This is a genomic window from Pseudomonas sp. BP6, from assembly GCF_017875935.1.
Lineage (GTDB): Bacteria > Pseudomonadota > Gammaproteobacteria > Pseudomonadales > Pseudomonadaceae > Aquipseudomonas > Aquipseudomonas putida_Y.
Map to the genome: position 1 here is coordinate 5,031,195 of NZ_JAGINI010000001.1, position 17,847 is coordinate 5,049,041.

Below are 17,847 nucleotides of genomic sequence, written 5' to 3' on the forward strand. Positions count from 1 at the left end.
TGATGACTGTGTTTTACCCTGAGGACTAGCTATGCCCTTTATCACTGAAATCAGAACCTTCGCCGCCTTGGGTAGCGGCGTGATCGGCAGCGGCTGGGTCGCCCGCGCCCTGGCCCATGGCCTGGACGTGGTGGCCTGGGACCCGGCGCCCGGCGCCGAACAGGCACTGCGCAAACGTGTCGCCAACGCCTGGCCGGCACTGGAAAAACAAGGCCTGGCCCCTGGCGCATCGCAAGACCGCCTGAAGTTCGTGGCAACCATCGAGGAATGCGTGCGCAACGCCGATTTCATCCAGGAAAGCGCACCAGAGCGTCTGGACCTCAAGCTCGACCTGCACGCAAAAATCAGCGCCGCAGCCAAGCCTGATGCACTCATCGGCTCAAGCACTTCGGGCCTGTTGCCCAGCGAGTTCTACGAGTCGTCGACTCACCCTGAACGCTGCGTCGTCGGCCACCCGTTCAACCCGGTTTACCTGCTGCCGCTGGTGGAGATCGTCGGCGGTAGCCGCACCTCACCCGAGGCCATTGAAGCTGCCAAAACCATCTACACCGCGCTCGGCATGCGCCCGCTGCATGTGCGCAAGGAAGTGCCAGGCTTCATCGCCGACCGCCTGCTCGAAGCGCTATGGCGCGAGGCCCTGCACCTGGTCAACGACGGGGTTGCCACCACGGGCGAAATCGACGACGCGATTCGCTTCGGCGCAGGCTTGCGCTGGTCGTTCATGGGCACGTTTCTGACCTATACCCTGGCCGGTGGCGATGCCGGCATGCGCCACTTCATGTCACAGTTCGGCCCTGCCCTGAAGCTGCCCTGGACGTACCTGCCAGCACCGGAACTGACCGACAAGCTGATCGACGATGTGGTGAGCGGCACCGCTGAGCAACAGGGCGAGCGCAGCATCGCTGCACTGGAGCGCTACCGTGACGACACCCTGCTGGCGGTACTGGAAGCGGTGAAAACCAGCAAGGCCAGCCACGGCCTGTCATTCAGCGATTAAGGAGGCCACGATGCCCGCTCTGATCACCTACCGCACCACGGTCCAGGAGGACTGGGTCGATTACAACGGGCACCTGCGCGATGCCTTCTACCTGCTGATCTTCAGCTACGCGACCGATGCCCTGATGGAGCGCATTGGCCTGGACGCCGACAGCCGCGGGCAAAGCGGTAATTCACTGTTCACGCTGGAGGCGCATATCAATTATCTGCACGAGGTGAAGCTGGGCACCGAGGTGTGGGTGCAGACGCAGATCATCGGCTTTGATCGCAAGCGTCTTCACGTGTATCACAGCCTGCACCGGGCAGGGTTCGACGAGGCGCTGGCGGCGAGCGAGCAGATGTTACTGCACGTGGACCTAGCGGGGCCGAAGTCAGCGCCTTTTGGGCACACGACTGTTTGCCGATTGAATCACTTGGTAGAGCAACAGGAGGGGGCGCAGGCGCCGCAATATATGGGGCGTACGATAAAACTTCCTTCTTGAATAACCAGAGAACCGGCGCCAAGATCTCCATAGAGCTTGGCGCCTTCACTCGCAACAATCAGACAGAGTAGAAGCGGACAATCATAACGATCACTCGTATGACACCCTATAGACTCGCCCTATCAGTCTTCTTGTAAATTCAAACCCCTCTGGTTTACCACCGCCAGAATGAACACTCGTGATGACAAAATCCCCAGAAAAGTTACTTCCTGTATAGCAGCTCTTTACTGTGTAAAAAATGTTGGAGAAGCATAATTTTCTCGGGGTCGAACCGCTGTAGAAGTCTTTTACCTGTGCCCCTACGGGATCGACATCATTATCCTTGCATTCCGTATACCATGAGAGCAGCACTTCTTCACCCGGTTTCATTCCAATGGAGCAACCCCGGTTCGACCCGTACAACTGCAAACGAACTCGATGATCAGGGTCCGGATAAAAATTGGCAACAGTGTCCCGATTTTCGTTGAAAGTCCGCGCCACATCATTTTTATCTACCGTACCTATAGAAACCCCTTGATACTGCAACCGCGGGTTTGAGTGATAGGGAATGGCGCCATGCGACGTTCGCATCTGTGTATGAAAATTTGGCGCTGTATGCTTGTAGCCATAAGCGTAAGGGGGTAGGGACTCACCTGGATCCTCATCGTTATGAGAGGCCCCCATGTTATGTCCTAATTCGTGGCCTAACGCACCAAAGCAACTAAAGGACGAGAAAGCGGTCTCCTTGGACGCTGGCGTTTTCGCTATACCACAGTAAATACTAAATGTCGAAAGCATTGATACCAGATCGGCGCGCCATTTTTCACGTTCAATGTGGATTTTAGCCCCTAACGGTCTATCAGCTATCATATCGTTGAGCTGAGTCTGTGGAGACTTGCCTGTCTCATCGTAGTCAGAATCGTAAATTCCAGACAGCTCGTACACGGCATCGACTTTGCTATTGATCAAGTATTGGTTGGCGTTCTGTAAAGCTTGAACCAATTCGATCTTGTAACTCGGAAACATGGCCCTCGACTGCTGCGTTGTAACGAATAGCACCCTAATAGTGCTTTTTGGCGACTGAAACGTACTGAGTGACTTGGTTTTTGCCTGCGCTTGCACAGGAACAGCTATCGGCGCTGCTTCTGGTGGTAGTTTTGATTCATCAACCTTGACCAAGACTTGCTGGCCTTTGCCAACCGCCGTTAACCGGTAGAGCTGCCCCTCCACTCGGATATCCCCAACGACCAGATTACCGTCGCTCACCAATGAAACCCAGTTGAGCGGATCCATTTCGATTTCCGCAGGTGAGGGGTAGAGTTGTCTACGATTGGAGGGCATATCGCCAACCCACCCTACCATTCCCGAAGCAACACTATCGCTTCTTGACAACTTGAAACTCACCGTTCTGCCGTCAGTCAGAGGCATTGATAGCATCGTCGTGTCTTTCGATACAAGCCCAGGCTTGACCTGCACTTCTTTAACTTCAGCGTCTTCTGCCACATTCAACAAAAGTTTCAAATACTGGTCAGTACCCGATTGCCTCTCAAGGGCGGCGCGGTTCTGGTCTGGCTTGATCTGAAACAGCGTATCCGCCGAACTGTCGAGATAGTTTGTAGGGTCCGAAGCTGTGCATCCTGCAAAAAGAAACACAGCACCAAGCAAGCAGAATTTCAATTGTTTCCGGTTCATGTCCATGCTCCTGCTATGGGAGCCTTACTTGACCATGGACATCGACTCCCCAACAACTGACATAAATAACAGTTGCAAAAAATGATGCCTAAAAGCCGTGAGCTACCGAGGCCAAGAGCGAGCACCTCCACTGTGCGTGTGCGTGAGCGAGGGTGACCAAACCCTCTCCACCACGCCCGGCATGCGCCCGCTGCATGTGCGCAAGGCACTGCCCGATTTCATCTCCGACAGCTTTCTTGACGGTAATTGGGTGAGTAATGGAATCCGGGGCGCATATTACGCCCCGAATTTACGGTAACACTCAAGGTGCGGGAGGCCGTCTCGCTGGACCAAACCCATAGAAGCTGTGATGCACGGAACCGTTCATAGAACCGCCACCACCCGGAGTCCTGACCAGCCCCGCGGGCAACCCGCTACCCTCGTCCCAATTTTTGATCGAGAAATTACCTTGGTAGGCTCCGGTGAAACAGAGGCTTTGAAGAAAATCCGCATTGTAAAAGCAGAGTTTGCTGTCGCGCCCCCCAAAAGCAAATACCTTAGCGGAGCGTGACTTTCCGTCACTGAGCGCTGCACACTGCGGCCAGTCGGACAGGCTGCCTCCAGAACCCCTGCCCAGACGAAACTCGCAAGATGCTCCCTGATGGTCCGGAAGCGAATGCAACTGAATGGTCAACATATAATCATTTTTATATTCAACATGTTGAACATCACCGTTAAATGCGTCATCGCCAACCTTCCCCTCGCGATACAACCCCGACGGTAGCGCACCTGCTGCTTTAAGATCAGGCACCTCAAAGCTACCAGCAAACGAACCGCCATAACAAACTTCTCTATAGTTCTCCGATCGGAAGCAAAGTCTCATACCCGGGACAAAATTAAAAACTTTTACAGACTTTGGCTGGTAGCAGGGCGACTCACCCACACCTGACTCGAGAGACATGGCACACATATCACCCTGAAAATTTAAATCAGTGAACGCCTGCATCCTCAAAGTGGGGTAAAAATTCTCGACGACGTCCCTGCGCTCATTAAAGGTACGCGCCACATCATTTTTATCGACCGTACCTATAGGAACCCCTTGATACTGCAACCGCGGGTTGGAGAAATAGGGTATAGCACCATGCGAGGTCTTCATATGCGTATGAAAATTTGGCGCTGTATGCTTGTAGCCGTAGGCGTAGCTTGGTAACTCCGGTCTTTCCTCCTCGTGGTTATGCGTAGCCCCCATGTTATGCCCTAATTCATGAGCTAACGCACCAAAGCAACTAATAGTCGAAACAGCCGTCTCCTTTTTCGCGGGCGTATAAGCTAAACCACAGTAATTGCTGAACGTCGAAAGCATTGAAACCAGATCGGCGCGCGCCTTCTGACGCTCGATATCTATCTTGGCCCCTAGTGGTTTATCAGCCATCATACTCCTAAGCTGAGTTTCGGCATCTATACCTGCTTCACTGTAGTCAGAATCGTAAATTCCAGACAGCTCGTAGACGGCATCGACTTTACTATTGATCATGTATTGGTTCGCGTTCTGTAACGCCTGAGCCAACTCGATCTTATAATTCGGAAATAGCGACCTGGACTGCTGGGTTGTCACGAGTAGCACCCTAATCGTACTTTTTGACGACAGAGGCGCAGTGAGTGACGTGGTATTGCCCTGTGGTTGCACCGGAGCAGCTATCGGCGCTGCTTCTGGTGGTAGTTTTGATTCATCAACCTTGACCAAGACTTGCTGGCCTTTGCCAACCGCCGTTAACCGGTAGAGCCGCCCCTCCACCCAGATATCCCCAACGACCAGGTTGCCGTCGCTCACCAACGAAACCCAGTTTAGCGGATCCATATCTATTTCCGCAGGTGAGGGGTAGAGTTGTCTACGGTTTGAAGGCATATCGCCAACCCACCCTACCATTCCCGAAGCAACATTATCGCTTCTTGACAACTTGAAACTCACCGTTCTGCCGTCAGTCAGAGGCATTGATAGCATCGTCGTATCTTTCGATACAAGCCCAGGCTTGACCTGCACTTCTTTCACTTCAGCGTCTTCTGCCACATTCAACAAAAGTTTCAAATACTGGTCAGTACCCGATTGCCTCTCAAGGGCGGCGAGGTTCTGGTCTGGCTTGATCTGAAACAGCGTATCCGCCGAACTGTCGAGATAGTTTGTAGGGTCCGAAGCTGTGCATCCTGCAAAAAGAAACACAGCACCAAGCAAGCAGAATTTCAATTGTTTCCGGTTCATGTCCATGCTCCAGCTATCGGAGCCTTACTTGACCACGGGCATCGACCCCCAACAACTGACATAAATAACAGTTGCAAAAAAATAACCCCGGAAAGCCGTGAGCTACCGGGGCCAAGAGCGAGCAACATCCACTGTGCGTGAGCGAGGGTGACCAAACCCTCGGGTACCGTGAATGGCTTCAGTGTGCGTGCTTGCCGGGCGGGGGATTTAGCCGTAAACGACCTGTTCTTAGCCAAAGCAGCCATGGCGACATTCTGTCCTTGCGAGGCTGTTGCGCACGTCACAGAATCGGTCCTGGATCACAGCAGCACTCTCTTAGCGATAAAAGGGACAACAGCCATGATGCATGCGGATTTGATTGACCAGGACGACCTCGCCGGCCACCTGCGCGCCCGCGGTTTCGATATTCCTGCCGGGGCCAGTGCCGAACAGGCGTGTGAAGCGGTGGTGCGTGGGCTGACCGAGCCCAATGCGCGGGCGCTGAAGGGGATGGTGGAGCAGATGTACACCGGTAGTGCGACGATCCTGCCTGCGGTGCGCCAAGCCATCGACAAGCAACTGTTGCCAGCGTTGGCGCAGTTCAACAAACGCGCGTAATTCTTTTACCCAGGCCCGGCCCCTTCGCGGGACAAGCCCGCCCCCACAGATCACCGCTGGCTCAGGTTCAGCAGGTGACCTGTGGGAGCGGGCGTGCCCGCGAAGAGGCCGGCGCGGTATCAGAGCCTTACACTGGCAAATGTCGACTCGTTGCGCGCCTGGCTCAGGGCCGCCATCGGCCCGCTGTGCGGCGACAGGGTCATGGCCTGCGGAATCGGCATCATGGCCACCTGCTGCGCGGTGTTGGAGCCCACGCGCTCGTCACGCGGCGGAATGCCAAAGTACTCGCGATAGCACTTGGAGAAGTGCGGGGTCGACACGAAGCCGCACACCGATGCCACTTCGATGATCGACATCGGCGTCTGCTTCAGCAACTGCCGCGCACGGATCAGGCGCAACTTCAGGTAGTAGCGCGACGGCGAGCAGTGCAGGTACTTCTGGAACAGGCGCTCCAGCTGGCGTCGCGAAACCGACACATACACCGCCAGTTCGTCCAGGTCGATCGGTTCCTCCAGATTGGCCTCCATCAGCGCGACGATTTCCTGCAACTTCGGCTGGTTGGTGCCAAGCATGTGCTTGAGCGGCACACGCTGGTGGTCCTGCTCGTTGCGAATACGCTCGTAGACGAACATCTCGGAGATCGCCGCCGACAGCTCGCGGCCGTGATCACGGCTGATCAGGTGCAGCATCATGTCCAGCGGCGCGGTGCCACCGGAGCTGGTGAAGCGGTTGCGGTCAAGGGTGAACAGACGGGTGCTCATGTTCACCCGCGGGAAGGCTTCCTGCATTGCGGCCAGGCATTCCCAGTGCACGCTGCAATCGAAGCCGTCGAGCAGGCCAGCGCAGGCCAGCGCCCAACTGCCGGTGCACACCGCGCCCAACCTGCGCGACTGACGGGCCTGGGCTTGCAACCAGGTGACGTGCTCACGGGTGACGGAACGCTGGATGCCAACACCCCCACAGACAATCACGGTATCGATGGGCGGAGCATTGCTGATTGCGGCATCCGGTGTGATTTGCAGACCATCGCTGGCCCACACCTGACCGCCATCGACCGTCAGCGTGTGCCAGCGATACAGCTCACGGCCAGACAGCTGGTTGGCCATGCGCAGCGGCTCGACCGCCGATGCCAGGGAAATCAGGGTGAAATTGTCCAATAGAAGAAACCCGATGGACTGGGGTGTTGTGCGGTTCCGGGTTGGATTCCCGGAGTTGTACGACGTCATCGCGATTTCTCCTCACACAAATGCAGGGTGTGCCTCAGGCGGGCACTTACTTCTTGTTATGACCCCTCGGTCATTTTCCGGGGGTAGGCTTGCCAATCTCAACGCAAACGCCGTGCCTAAACTTGAACGGCCATCCAAAAAAACCTGAAAACGACGCCTTTATTGGGCATTTCAAGTACTTGCATCGTGTTGGCCAGTCGTCCAAAACAGGCGAGCTAGCGCGTTGCCTGTAACGGTTGAGCAGTTTAGTGACACGCGCCGCGTGAGTTTCCCAGAAGCGACACCCTTAAGTGTCACCGACAACGCCAACACTGATCGCGACATCCGACGAACGGTAGACGGGGCGCTCATCACTGCACCATAAAGAGGCATTGGCGGTTGTGTTGCACCCGCATCAGCCTCAAGGGCGTCTTCGCGGGCAAGCCCGCTCCTACAGGGATTGCACAGTTCCTGTAGGAGCGGGCTTGCTCGCGAAGACGCACTGGAGGTCAGATCAGCAAATCAGCACTCGATAGCGCTGACCGCGAGGCCGCCGCGCGAGGTCTCTTTGTACTTGTCGTGCATATCGGCCCCGGTATCGCGCATGGTGCGGATTACCTGGTCGAGGGAAATGAAGTGCTCACCATCACCGCGTAACGCCATCTGCACTGCGTTGATGGCCTTCACCGCAGCAATTGCGTTGCGCTCGATGCAGGGCACTTGCACCAACCCGCCAACCGGGTCGCAGGTCAGGCCAAGGTTGTGTTCCAGGGCAATTTCAGCGGCGTTCTCAACCTGTGGCGGGGTGGCACCAAGCACTTCGGCAAGACCCGCTGCTGCCATCGCGCAGGCCGAGCCGACTTCCCCCTGGCAGCCCACTTCGGCACCAGAGATCGAGGCGTTCTTCTTGCACAGGATGCCCACGGCGGCGGCGGCCAGGAAGTAATCGACAACGCTGGATTCATCAACCGCATCGCTGAATCGCATGTAGTAATGCAGCACCGCCGGGATGATACCCGCCGCGCCGTTGGTAGGCGCGGTCACCATGCGCCCACCGGCGGCGTTTTCTTCATTGACCGCCAAGGCGAACAGGTTGACCCATTCCATGGCACTCATGGTCGAGCCGATCACGTTGGGCTTGCCGATTTCCTGCAAGCTGCGGTGCAGCTTGGCGGCGCGGCGGCGCACGTTCAGCCCGCCGGGTAGCGTGCCCTCGTACTTGAGGCCGTTGTTGACGCATTCCTGCATGGCCTCCCAGAGCTTGTGCAGGCCAGCGCGAATTTCTTCCTCGCTGCGCCAGACCTTCTCGTTGGCCATCATCAATTGCGACACGCTGAGGTCGTTTTGTTTGCACAGGCGCAGCAGTTCGGCGGCGCTGTTGAAGTCGTACGGCAGCACTGTCTGGTCAGCATCCAGCACACCGCTGGCGGCTTGGGCTGCATCGACCACAAAGCCGCCACCCACCGAGTAATAGGTGTCGCGGTGCAACTCGCCCTGCTCGCCTTCGGCAATCAGGGTCATGGCGTTGGGGTGATACGGCAGGTTCTCGTCCAGCAGCAGCATGTCGCGGGCCCAGACGAACTCGATGGGCAAGCGGCTATCCAGCTGCAGGGTGTTGGTTTCGCGCAGGTCGGCGATACGCGGCACGATCTGGGTCGGGTCAATGGCGTCAGGCCACTCGCCCATCAGGCCCATGATGGTGGCGTTGTCGGTGCCATGACCGATACCGGTGGCCGACAGCGAGCCATACAGGCGCACTTCGATCCGTTTTACACGTTCCAGCTCGCCGCGTTCGCGCAGGCCCTGAACGAACAGGGCGCCAGCACGCATGGGGCCGACGGTGTGGGAGCTGGAGGGCCCGACACCGATCTTGAACAGGTCGAACACGCTGATGGCCATTGTCGAATCACCTCTTGCTGGGCTTGTCTCTGCGCGCCATGCGCAGGGCGGGGTAGCTGCTAGGCTCAAACAGCGGGCCGCCTTGAATGCCAGCATCATCGGGCTTTTACCGCCCACCTCGCCGTCTGCAACCGACGTACTTTTGTCCAGCAGCGCCGCACTGTTTTCAGCCAAGGCACTGTGCCCACCACGCCGTTTTCCAGCGGCCTGGTGACGCAAAAATGCGTGTGAGGGGGTGGAAAAATCCATAAGCGACATCGCCCATACTGGATACGACCCGTTCCGTACTGGATACGACCCCACCAGTAGGCGATTGCCCGGCGCTGGAGGATTATCGAAAGCGACTCGTAAAGCACGGCCACGCATCCTGCCCTCTGCAGGCCTGGTCGACCGGACCCTCAGAAAGCCCGGCGACCCACGCGAACCCGAAGACAATATCTCAGGAGTCCATCCATGAAAGGTTCACCCTCGCTGTTGCTGGTTGCGCTGCTGTCCGCGCCATTGCTGGCCCAGGCAGCCGAACCCGAGCAGTGTCAGACTGTACGCTTCTCCGATGTCGGCTGGACCGACATCACAGTCACGACCGCGACCACCAGCGTTGTGCTCGAAGCCCTGGGTTACAAGACCCACACCACCATGATCTCGGTACCGGTGACCTACAAGTCGCTGGCCACCGGCAAGGACCTGGACGTGTTTCTCGGCAACTGGATGCCGACCATGGAAAACGACATCAAGCAGTACCGCGATGCCGGCACGGTAGAAACCGTGCGCGCCAACCTGGAAAACGCCAAGTACACCCTGGCAGTCCCCCAGGCGCTGTATGACAAGGGCCTGAAGGATTTCAGCGACATCCCCAAGTTCAAGAAGGAACTGAACGGCAAGATCTACGGCATAGAACCTGGTAACGACGGCAACCGCACCATCCAGAGCATGATCGACAAGAACGCCTTTGGCTTGAAGGACGCCGGTTTCAAGATCGTGCAGTCCAGCGAGGCGGGCATGCTGTCGCAGGTTGACCGCGCGCAGAAACGCGGCGAGGCAATGGTGTTCCTGGGCTGGGAACCACACCCGATGAACACCCGCTTCAAGATGCAGTACCTGACCGGCGGGGACGAATTCTTCGGCCCTGACTTCGGCAAGGCCACCGTGCTGACGAACACCCGCAAGGGGTATACGCAGGAATGCAGCAACGTTGGCCAACTGCTTAAAAACCTGTCGTTCGAGCTCAAGGATGAAAGCACCATGATGGGCTATGTCCTGGACGACAAGATGAAACCCGAAGCCGCCGCCAGGAAATGGATCAAGGACAACCCAGGCAAGCTGGATGCCTGGCTGGCCGGCGTTACCACCTTTGATGGCAAACCCGGCCTGGAGGCGGCCAAGGCCAAGCTTACGCAATAACGAACTACGCAGTAGCGCTACCTCGGGGCAGGACCGTGCCTGCCTCGGGTTGATTTCAATCTATGCAGGTGGAAGCTCGCTATCATGCTTATCGATCAGAAAATACCCTTGGGCCAGTACATCGCGTCGTTCGTCGAATGGCTGACCCAGCATGGCGCGAATTACTTCGACGCCATCGCGCAAGGCCTGGAGTTCATGATCTACGGGGTCACCAATACCCTTACCTGGTTCAACCCGCTCGTTCTCATCGCCCTGTTCGCCGCCCTGGCGCACCTGATCCAGCGCAAGTGGGCGCTGACCGCGTTCGTTGCCCTGTCGTTCCTGCTGATCCTCAACCTGGGTTACTGGCAGGAAACCATGGAAACCCTGGCGCAGGTCACCTTCGCCACGGTGGTGTGTGTGTTGATCGGCGTGCCACTGGGCATCCTCGCCGCGCACAAACCGATGTTCTATACCGCCATGCGCCCAGTGCTCGACCTGATGCAGACGGTACCCACCTTCGTTTACCTGATCCCTACCCTGACCCTGTTCGGCCTGGGCGTGGTACCGGGGCTGATCTCCACCGTGGTGTTCGCCATTGCCGCGCCCATCCGCCTGACCTACCTGGGTATCTGCGACGTGCCGCAAGAATTGATGGACGCCGGCAAGGCCTTTGGCTGCTCGCGTCGCCAGCTTCTTACCCGTATCGAACTGCCGCACGCGATGCCAAGCATCGCCGCCGGTGTCACTCAATGCATCATGCTGTCGCTGTCGATGGTGGTAATTGCCGCTCTGGTCGGCGCTGACGGCCTGGGCAAACCTGTGGTCAACGCACTGAACACCGCCGATATCTCCCTGGGCTTCGAAGCGGGCCTGGCGATCGTGCTGCTGGCAATCATGCTCGACCGTATCTGCAAGCAACCGGAACTGCCGGTAAGGGGTGAGGCATGAGCATCATTCGTTTCGAAGACGTCGACGTCATCTTCTCCAACAAGCCGCGCGAGGCACTGTCGCTGCTGGACCAAGGCCAGACCCGCGAGCAGATCCTCAAGCAGACCGGCCTGGTGGTGGGTGTCGAGAAGGCCAATCTCGATATCAACAAAGGCGAGATCTGCGTGCTGATGGGCTTGTCCGGCTCGGGCAAGTCGAGCCTGCTGCGCTGCATCAACGGCCTCAACACCGTCAGCCGCGGCAAGTTGTTCGTCGAGCACGAAGGCAAGCACATCGACATTGCCAACTGCTCCGCGGCCGAGCTGAAGATGATGCGTACCAAGCGCATTGCCATGGTGTTCCAGAAATTTGCCCTGATGCCCTGGCTGACGGTGCGCGAGAACATCAGCTTTGGCCTGGAAATGCAGGGTCGTCCGGAAAAGGAACGGCGCAAGCTGGTCGACGAGAAGCTCGAGCTGGTGGGCCTGACCCAGTGGCGCAACAAGAGGCCGGATGAGCTTTCTGGCGGCATGCAACAGCGCGTGGGCCTGGCACGGGCGCTGGCGATGGATGCCGACATCTTGCTGATGGACGAACCGTTCTCGGCCCTGGATCCACTGATCCGCCAAGGCCTGCAAGATGAGCTGCTTGGCCTGCAGGCCAAGTTGAGCAAAACCATCGTGTTCGTCAGCCACGACCTGGACGAGGCGCTGAAACTGGGTACCCGCATTGCGATCATGAAAGACGGGCGGATCATCCAGTACAGCAAGCCGGAGGAGATCGTGCTGAACCCGGCCGACGAATACGTGCGCACCTTCGTCGCCCATACCAACCCGCTGAACGTGCTGTGCGGCCGCAGCCTGATGCGCAGCCTGGACAACTGCAAACGGGTCAATGGCTCGGTGTGCCTGGATCCAGGTATCGATTCGTGGCTGGACCTTGGCGAAGGCGGCGCGCTCAAGCGTGCACGCCAGGGCCAGAACGGTCTGGACATGCAGAAATGGGCACCGGGGCAAGACGTGGAGCTGCTGGAACGCAGGCCGACCGTGGTGCACGCCGACATCGGCATGCGTGATGCGCTGCAGATTCGTTATCAAACCGGCAACAAGCTGGTGTTGCAGGATAACGACAAGGTAGTGGGGATTCTCGGGGATACCGAGCTTTACCACGCGCTGCTCGGCAAGACCCTCGGCTGAGGCAGTTGGGGCCGCTTCGCGGCCCTTCGCGGGCACGCCCGCTCCCACAGGTTTGCTGAGATCTCTGTGGGAGCGGGCGTGCCCGCGAAGGGCTGCAAAGCAGCCCCGATCAATGGATCAGCGAACGACGATTCCGCGCGAAGCCATATAGGCCTTGGCCTCAGGCACGGTGTATTCGCCAAAGTGGAAGATGCTGGCTGCCAGCACCGCGCTGGCGTGCCCTTCCAGAATGCCGTCTGCCAGGTGCTGCAGGTTACCCACACCCCCCGAGGCAATCACCGGAATGCCCAGCGCATCACTGATAGCGCGGGTGACCCCTAGGTCGAAGCCGTTCTTCATGCCGTCCTGGTCCATGCTGGTCAGCAGGATCTCGCCAGCGCCCAGGCCTTCCATCTTCTTCGCCCACTCGACTGCATCCAGCCCGGTCGGCTTGCGCCCGCCGTGAGTGAAAATCTCCCAGCGCGGCACTTCACCTGGCCCGGACACTTTCTTGGCATCGATGGCGACAACGATGCACTGCGAACCGAATCGGTCCGCCGCCTCGCCGACAAACTCTGGGTTGAACACCGCGGCGGTGTTGATCGAGACCTTGTCGGCACCGGCGTTGAGCAGGTTGCGGATGTCCTGCACGGTACGCACGCCACCCCCTACCGTCAGCGGGATGAACACCTGGCTGGCCATGCGCTCGACGGTATGCAGTGTGGTGTCGCGGCCATCGACACTGGCGGTGATGTCGAGAAAGGTGATTTCGTCGGCACCTTGCTCGTCGTAGCGACGGGCGATTTCCACCGGGTCGCCGGCGTCACGGATGTTCTCGAACTTGACGCCCTTGACCACCCGGCCGTTGTCCACGTCCAGGCAAGGGATAATGCGCTTGGCCAGTGCCATGGTTCAGTCCTCAGCCTTGGTAGTTGTCACAGAAGGCCTGGGCCTCAGCGACATCCAGGGTGCCTTCGTAGATGGCACGGCCAGTGATGGCGCCGATGATGCCCGGGGCCTTGGCGTCCAGCAGGGCCTTGATGTCGCCCAGGTTGTGAATGCCACCCGAGGCGATCACCGGGATACGGGTGGCTTCAGCCAGTGCCTTGGTGAAGGGCACGTTGCAGCCCTGCATCATGCCGTCCTTGGCGATGTCGGTGTAGACGATCGCCGAGACGCCATCGGCCTCGAAACGCTTGGCCAGGTCGATGACCTGCACCGAGCTGACTTCGGCCCAACCGTCGGTGGCGACGAAGCCGTCCTTGGCGTCCAGGCCGACGATGACCTTGCCCGGAAAGGCTTTGCACGCTTCAGCGACGAACTCGGGCTGCTTGACGGCCTTGGTGCCGATGATCACGTAGCTGACGCCAGCCTTGACGTAGTGTTCGATGGTTTCCAGCGAACGGATACCGCCGCCGATCTGGATCGGCAGGTTCGGGTAGCGTTTGGCGATGGCGGTAACCACTTCACCATTGACCGGCTGGCCTTCGAAGGCGCCGTTGAGGTCGACCAGGTGCAGGCGGCGGCAACCACCCTCGACCCACTTGGCAGCCATGCTCACCGGGTCGTCGGAAAATACCGTAGAGTCTTCCATGCGGCCCTGGCGCAGGCGCACGCAAGCACCGTCCTTCAGATCGATAGCGGGGATAATCAGCATCTTGGGAACCTGTCTATTTGTTGGGTTTCAGGGCTTCTCGAGTGCCCACAGGTCGCTTTCGATGCTCTCGAACCGCTCCTTGAGGTGCAGCTGAACATCGGCAATCGCCCTGTTGTAGTAATGGGGTGCAATTTCTTTGCTGAACAGCTCGAGGACCTCGGCCACCTCGAACGACCCCAACTGCAGCTCGAAGCGGTCTTCGAGGAAGCGCTTCAAGGTGTCGAGCGCTTCGCGCTCCTGTTCGGGAGCCAGGGTGATGCTCGGGGCCTTGGTCTTCGACCTGCTCATTTACCAGCGCCCGTCCCAGGCAATGAAGTTCTGCAGCAGCTGCAGGCCATGGGTATGGCTCTTCTCCGGGTGGAACTGCACGGCAAAACGCGAACCGTCGGCCAGCGCTGCGGCAAAGTCGACGCCATAGTGACCGCGCCCCACCACCTGGCCCGGTTTGCCGGCATTGATGTAGTAGCTGTGCACGAAGTAGAAACGTGCGCGGTCAGGGATGTCGTGCCACAGCGGGTGATCGATGGTCTGGGCGACTTCGTTCCAGCCCATGTGCGGCACCTTAAGGTGCTCGCCGTCTTCTTGCAGGTCTTTGCCGAAAAAACGCACCTGGCCAGGGAACAGGCCGATGCAGTCGACGCCGGTGTTTTCCTCACTGTGCTCGAGCAGCGCCTGCATACCGACGCAGATGCCGAGGAACGGGCGGTCTTGGCTGACTTCGCGCACCAGGCTGTCGAAGCCCAGGCGGCGGATCTCGGCCATGCAGTCGCGAATCGCGCCCACGCCCGGGAACACCACACGGTCGGCTTCGCGGATCACTGAGGCATCGCTGGTAACCAGCACTTTACCGGCACCTACGTGCTCAAGTGCCTTGGCCACCGAGTGCAGGTTACCCATGCCATAGTCGATTACGGCTACCGTTTGCATTTACAGGCACCCTTTGGTGGAAGGCATCTGCCCGGCCATACGCTCGTCGAGGGTGATGGCCATGCGCAGGGCGCGGCCGAAAGCCTTGAATACGGTTTCGATCTGGTGGTGGGTGTTGTGACCACGCAGGTTGTCGATGTGCAGGGTTACCAGGGCGTGGTTGACGAAGCCCTGGAAAAACTCCTGGAACAGGTCGACATCGAAGCCGCCAACGCTGGCACGGGTATACGGCACGTGCATCTGCAGGCCTGGGCGGCCAGAGAAGTCGATGACCACGCGTGACAGCGCTTCGTCCAGCGGCACGTAGGCGTGGCCGTAGCGGAAGATACCTTTCTTGTCACCGATGGCTTGGGCGAATGCCATGCCCAGGGTGATGCCGACGTCTTCGACGGTATGGTGATCGTCGATATGCGTGTCACCCTTGCACTCGATATCCAGATCGATCAGCCCATGGCGGGCGATCTGGTCCAGCATGTGTTCAAGGAAGGGCACACCGATATCGAATCGGGCCTTGCCACTGCCATCGAGGTTGATCGAGCACTTGACCTGGGTTTCCAGGGTATTGCGCTCGACGGAAGCCTTACGTTCAACCATCACCAGCTCCGCAAAATCATTGGGCGAAAAGGGGTTCATTATAGGCCCAGAACGCGCCAGCTTGAAACGCGGATGACATATGGCAAAGCCAGGATTTATGCGGACTGGATACCGCTACAGGTCTATACAACCACAACGGCCCGCTCCTGCATCTGCGAAAGGGGCGCAACGCGCGCCCCTGCTGATCAATGGAACAGCACAGCGGTCTTTTGCAAGGTCACCCAGACACCCCAGGCCAACGGCACAACCACCACCGCCCAAGCCAGCAGCACCAGTGGCAGGCTGCCTGGCGCCGCTTTCCACTCCAGCGACCGCGCCCCATCGGCGCCCTTGTCATGGCTCAACGCGCGCTCGGCCGCCAGTTCGGCATCACTCATGAAGTGCTTGTCGGCCACCGGGCGCACCAGCATGTTGCAGATAAAGCCCAGCACCAGCAGACCCGCGAGAATGTACAAGGTCATGTCATAAGCCGCTGCCCGCTCCACACCTGCCGCCAGTTGATACTCGCGCAGGTAGGTGATCAGCACCGGCCCCAGCACCCCCGCTGCCGCCCAAGCGGTCAGCAGGCGACCATGGATGGCACCCACCATCTGCGTGCCGAACAGGTCAGCCAGGTAGGCCGGCACCGTTGCAAAGCCACCGCCATACATCGACAGAATGATGCAGAACGCGGCCACGAAAAGTGCCACGTTGCCCAGGTGCCCCATGTTCGGCACCAGGCTGTACAAGCCCACACCCAAGGCGAAGAAGGCAAAGTAGGTGTTCTTGCGGCCTATGTAGTCGGAGAACGATGCCCAGAAGAACCGGCCGCCAATGTTGAACAGGCTCAGCAGGCCGGTAAAGCCGGCGGCGATCGCGGCAATTTGCGCCAACTGCGCAGTGCTCAGCTGGCTGAAGGTCAGTTCGTTGCCCAGTAATTTACCGGCGAACACTTCCTGCAGCAGCGGCGAAGCCATACCGATAATGCCGATGCCCGCCGACACGTTCAGGCACAGCACCAGCCAGATCAGTGCGAACTGCGGAGTCTTCCAGGCCACACTGACGTGCACGTGGCGGTCGGTGACCATGGCGTTACTGGCATTCTTCAACGGTGCAGCCCAACCTTCAGGCTTCCAGCCGGTCGGAGGTACGCGATACGCCAGTGCGCCAGCGGTCATGAACACGAAGTAGATCGCCGCCATGGCGACAAAACTCTGCCATACGCCAACTTCGTGCTCATTGCCAAAATGCCCCATAAGCGCGGTGGCCAGCGGCGCCCCTACCATGGCCCCGCCGCCGAAGCCCATGATCGCCATACCGGTGGCCATGCCGCGTTTGTCCGGGAACCACTTGATCAAGGTCGATACCGGCGAGATGTAGCCCAGGCCCAGGCCGATACCGCCGATTACGCCGGAGCCAAGCCACATCAGCCACAGCTGATGGGTTTTCACACCTATCGCCGAAAGCAGCATGCCACCGCACCAGCACAAGGCCGAGACCAGGCCAGCCTTGCGCGGGCCGGCGTGCTCCAGCCAACCGCCCAGCACCGCCGCCGAGCAGCCGAGGAATACGAAGAACAGGGTGTAGATCCAGCTCAGCATCGAGATTGGCCAGTCGCATTCGGCGCTGAACATTCGGGCCATGAAGCCCATGTTGCCGCACAGGCGACGGGGGCGGTGATCCCAAGGGCTTGCGACAAAGGCAGCCAGAATACCGAAAAGCCGTAGGCCATACCGATGCACAGATGAATGGCCAGGGCGGCTGGCGGAACCAGCCAGCGGTTGAAGCCTGGGCGGGCGATTATGCGTTCCTTCGACAGAAAGCCTGGCGCACTGGCCGAGGTTCCCGTCGCGACAGTACTGGTCATGGATCTGATCCTTGTTATTGGGAGGGTGCTCGCGAAGCGGCGCAAGGGTAGCAGCATCAAGCAGCATGAAAGCAATCTGCCATCGTTCAATTTTGCCTGACTGAAACGGTCATGTTCCCGGCACCCGCTCAATACTAGGCTGTCGAAAGCCGTACGATCTGATACAGGCGTAGGAATTTCCTACATCTCTAGTCGTACAAGCAGGGGTAACCGCTACAGCGTTATACTCTGCCGCCTGAACTCACTAACGGA

The 17,847-nt window shown here is 58.7% G+C and carries 16 protein-coding genes and 1 pseudogene; 7 read left to right on the forward strand and 10 right to left on the reverse strand.

Translation table 11 applies throughout. From position 1 onward, the window contains the following. Nucleotides 1-31: 31 nt before the first annotated feature. Together J3A98_RS22890 and J3A98_RS22895 are read left to right on the forward strand one after the other, a co-directional pair. On the forward strand, nucleotides 32-997 hold the full coding sequence (locus J3A98_RS22890) for an L-carnitine dehydrogenase (protein WP_209968674.1): 966 nt from the start codon (nucleotides 32-34) through the stop codon (nucleotides 995-997). Nucleotides 998-1,007: 10 nt separating this feature from the next. Further along, nucleotides 1,008-1,478, forward strand: coding sequence for a thioesterase family protein (locus J3A98_RS22895; protein ID WP_016497612.1), 471 nt, complete (start codon nucleotides 1,008-1,010; stop codon nucleotides 1,476-1,478). A gap of 90 nt (nucleotides 1,479-1,568) precedes the next feature. Here J3A98_RS22895 and J3A98_RS22900 read toward each other — a convergent pair whose 3' ends face one another. Both J3A98_RS22900 and J3A98_RS27025 read right to left on the reverse strand, forming a co-directional pair. Continuing rightward, a complete protein-coding gene (locus tag J3A98_RS22900) occupies nucleotides 1,569-3,149 on the reverse strand; it encodes a zinc-dependent metalloprotease family protein (protein ID WP_209968678.1) in 1,581 nt (526 codons plus the stop codon). A 301-nt stretch (nucleotides 3,150-3,450) separates the two neighbouring features. Further along, nucleotides 3,451-5,385, reverse strand: coding sequence for a zinc-dependent metalloprotease family protein (locus J3A98_RS27025; protein ID WP_245354973.1), 1,935 nt, complete (start codon nucleotides 5,383-5,385; stop codon nucleotides 3,451-3,453). Between the two features lie 339 nt (nucleotides 5,386-5,724). Between J3A98_RS27025 and J3A98_RS22910 the strand changes: the two genes are divergently transcribed. Beyond that, nucleotides 5,725-5,982, forward strand: coding sequence for a hypothetical protein (locus J3A98_RS22910; protein WP_003255717.1), 258 nt, complete (start codon nucleotides 5,725-5,727; stop codon nucleotides 5,980-5,982). A 119-nt stretch (nucleotides 5,983-6,101) separates the two neighbouring features. Here J3A98_RS22910 and J3A98_RS22915 read toward each other — a convergent pair whose 3' ends face one another. Next, nucleotides 6,102-7,208, reverse strand: a complete 1,107-nt coding sequence (locus J3A98_RS22915; protein WP_209968682.1) for a GlxA family transcriptional regulator — start codon at nucleotides 7,206-7,208, stop codon at nucleotides 6,102-6,104. 501 nt (nucleotides 7,209-7,709) lie between these two features. Further along, entirely contained in the window at nucleotides 7,710-9,086 is a 1,377-nt protein-coding gene (locus tag J3A98_RS22920; RefSeq protein WP_176683578.1) for an L-serine ammonia-lyase, read from the reverse strand. Nucleotides 9,087-9,539: 453 nt separating this feature from the next. Between J3A98_RS22920 and J3A98_RS22925 the strand changes: the two genes are divergently transcribed. From J3A98_RS22925 to choV, 3 genes are all read left to right on the forward strand, one after another. Then, a complete protein-coding gene (locus J3A98_RS22925) occupies nucleotides 9,540-10,487 on the forward strand; it encodes a choline ABC transporter substrate-binding protein (RefSeq protein WP_176683579.1) in 948 nt (315 codons plus the stop codon). A gap of 81 nt (nucleotides 10,488-10,568) precedes the next feature. Next, a complete protein-coding gene (gene choW, locus J3A98_RS22930) occupies nucleotides 10,569-11,417 on the forward strand; it encodes a choline ABC transporter permease subunit (protein ID WP_176683648.1) in 849 nt (282 codons plus the stop codon). Next, nucleotides 11,414-12,592, forward strand: coding sequence for a choline ABC transporter ATP-binding protein (choV, locus tag J3A98_RS22935; protein ID WP_209968686.1), 1,179 nt, complete (start codon nucleotides 11,414-11,416; stop codon nucleotides 12,590-12,592). The genes choW and choV overlap by 4 nt, the downstream gene beginning before the upstream one ends. 117 nt (nucleotides 12,593-12,709) lie before the next feature. Here the strand turns inward: choV and hisF are convergent, their stop codons facing one another. The 6 genes and pseudogenes from hisF to J3A98_RS22965 form a co-directional block, all read right to left on the reverse strand. Continuing rightward, nucleotides 12,710-13,480, reverse strand: a complete 771-nt coding sequence (gene hisF / locus J3A98_RS22940; protein WP_176683581.1) for an imidazole glycerol phosphate synthase subunit HisF — start codon at nucleotides 13,478-13,480, stop codon at nucleotides 12,710-12,712. A 10-nt stretch (nucleotides 13,481-13,490) separates the two neighbouring features. Then, nucleotides 13,491-14,228, reverse strand: coding sequence for a 1-(5-phosphoribosyl)-5-[(5-phosphoribosylamino)methylideneamino]imidazole-4-carboxamide isomerase (gene hisA, locus J3A98_RS22945; protein WP_003255731.1), 738 nt, complete (start codon nucleotides 14,226-14,228; stop codon nucleotides 13,491-13,493). 27 nt (nucleotides 14,229-14,255) lie between these two features. Further along, complete coding sequence (locus J3A98_RS22950; RefSeq protein WP_021782634.1) at nucleotides 14,256-14,516, reverse strand: DUF2164 domain-containing protein; 261 nt, start codon at nucleotides 14,514-14,516, stop codon at nucleotides 14,256-14,258. Continuing rightward, the gene (gene hisH, locus J3A98_RS22955) at nucleotides 14,517-15,155 is read right to left on the reverse strand and encodes an imidazole glycerol phosphate synthase subunit HisH (protein ID WP_176683582.1); all 639 of its coding nucleotides are present in this window, start codon (nucleotides 15,153-15,155) and stop codon (nucleotides 14,517-14,519) included. Then, nucleotides 15,156-15,749: an imidazoleglycerol-phosphate dehydratase HisB gene (gene hisB / locus J3A98_RS22960; protein ID WP_003255736.1), complete on the reverse strand. Its 594-nt coding sequence runs from the start codon at nucleotides 15,747-15,749 to the stop codon at nucleotides 15,156-15,158. Between the two features lie 185 nt (nucleotides 15,750-15,934). Continuing rightward, nucleotides 15,935-17,595, reverse strand: a pseudogene (locus tag J3A98_RS22965) (OFA family MFS transporter). Between J3A98_RS22965 and J3A98_RS22970 the strand changes: the two are divergent. Beyond that, nucleotides 17,531-17,695: a hypothetical protein gene (locus J3A98_RS22970; protein WP_209969959.1), complete on the forward strand. Its 165-nt coding sequence runs from the start codon at nucleotides 17,531-17,533 to the stop codon at nucleotides 17,693-17,695. The pseudogene J3A98_RS22965 and the gene J3A98_RS22970 sit on opposite strands and share 65 nt — an antisense overlap. The last annotated feature ends 152 nt before the right edge of the window (nucleotides 17,696-17,847 follow it).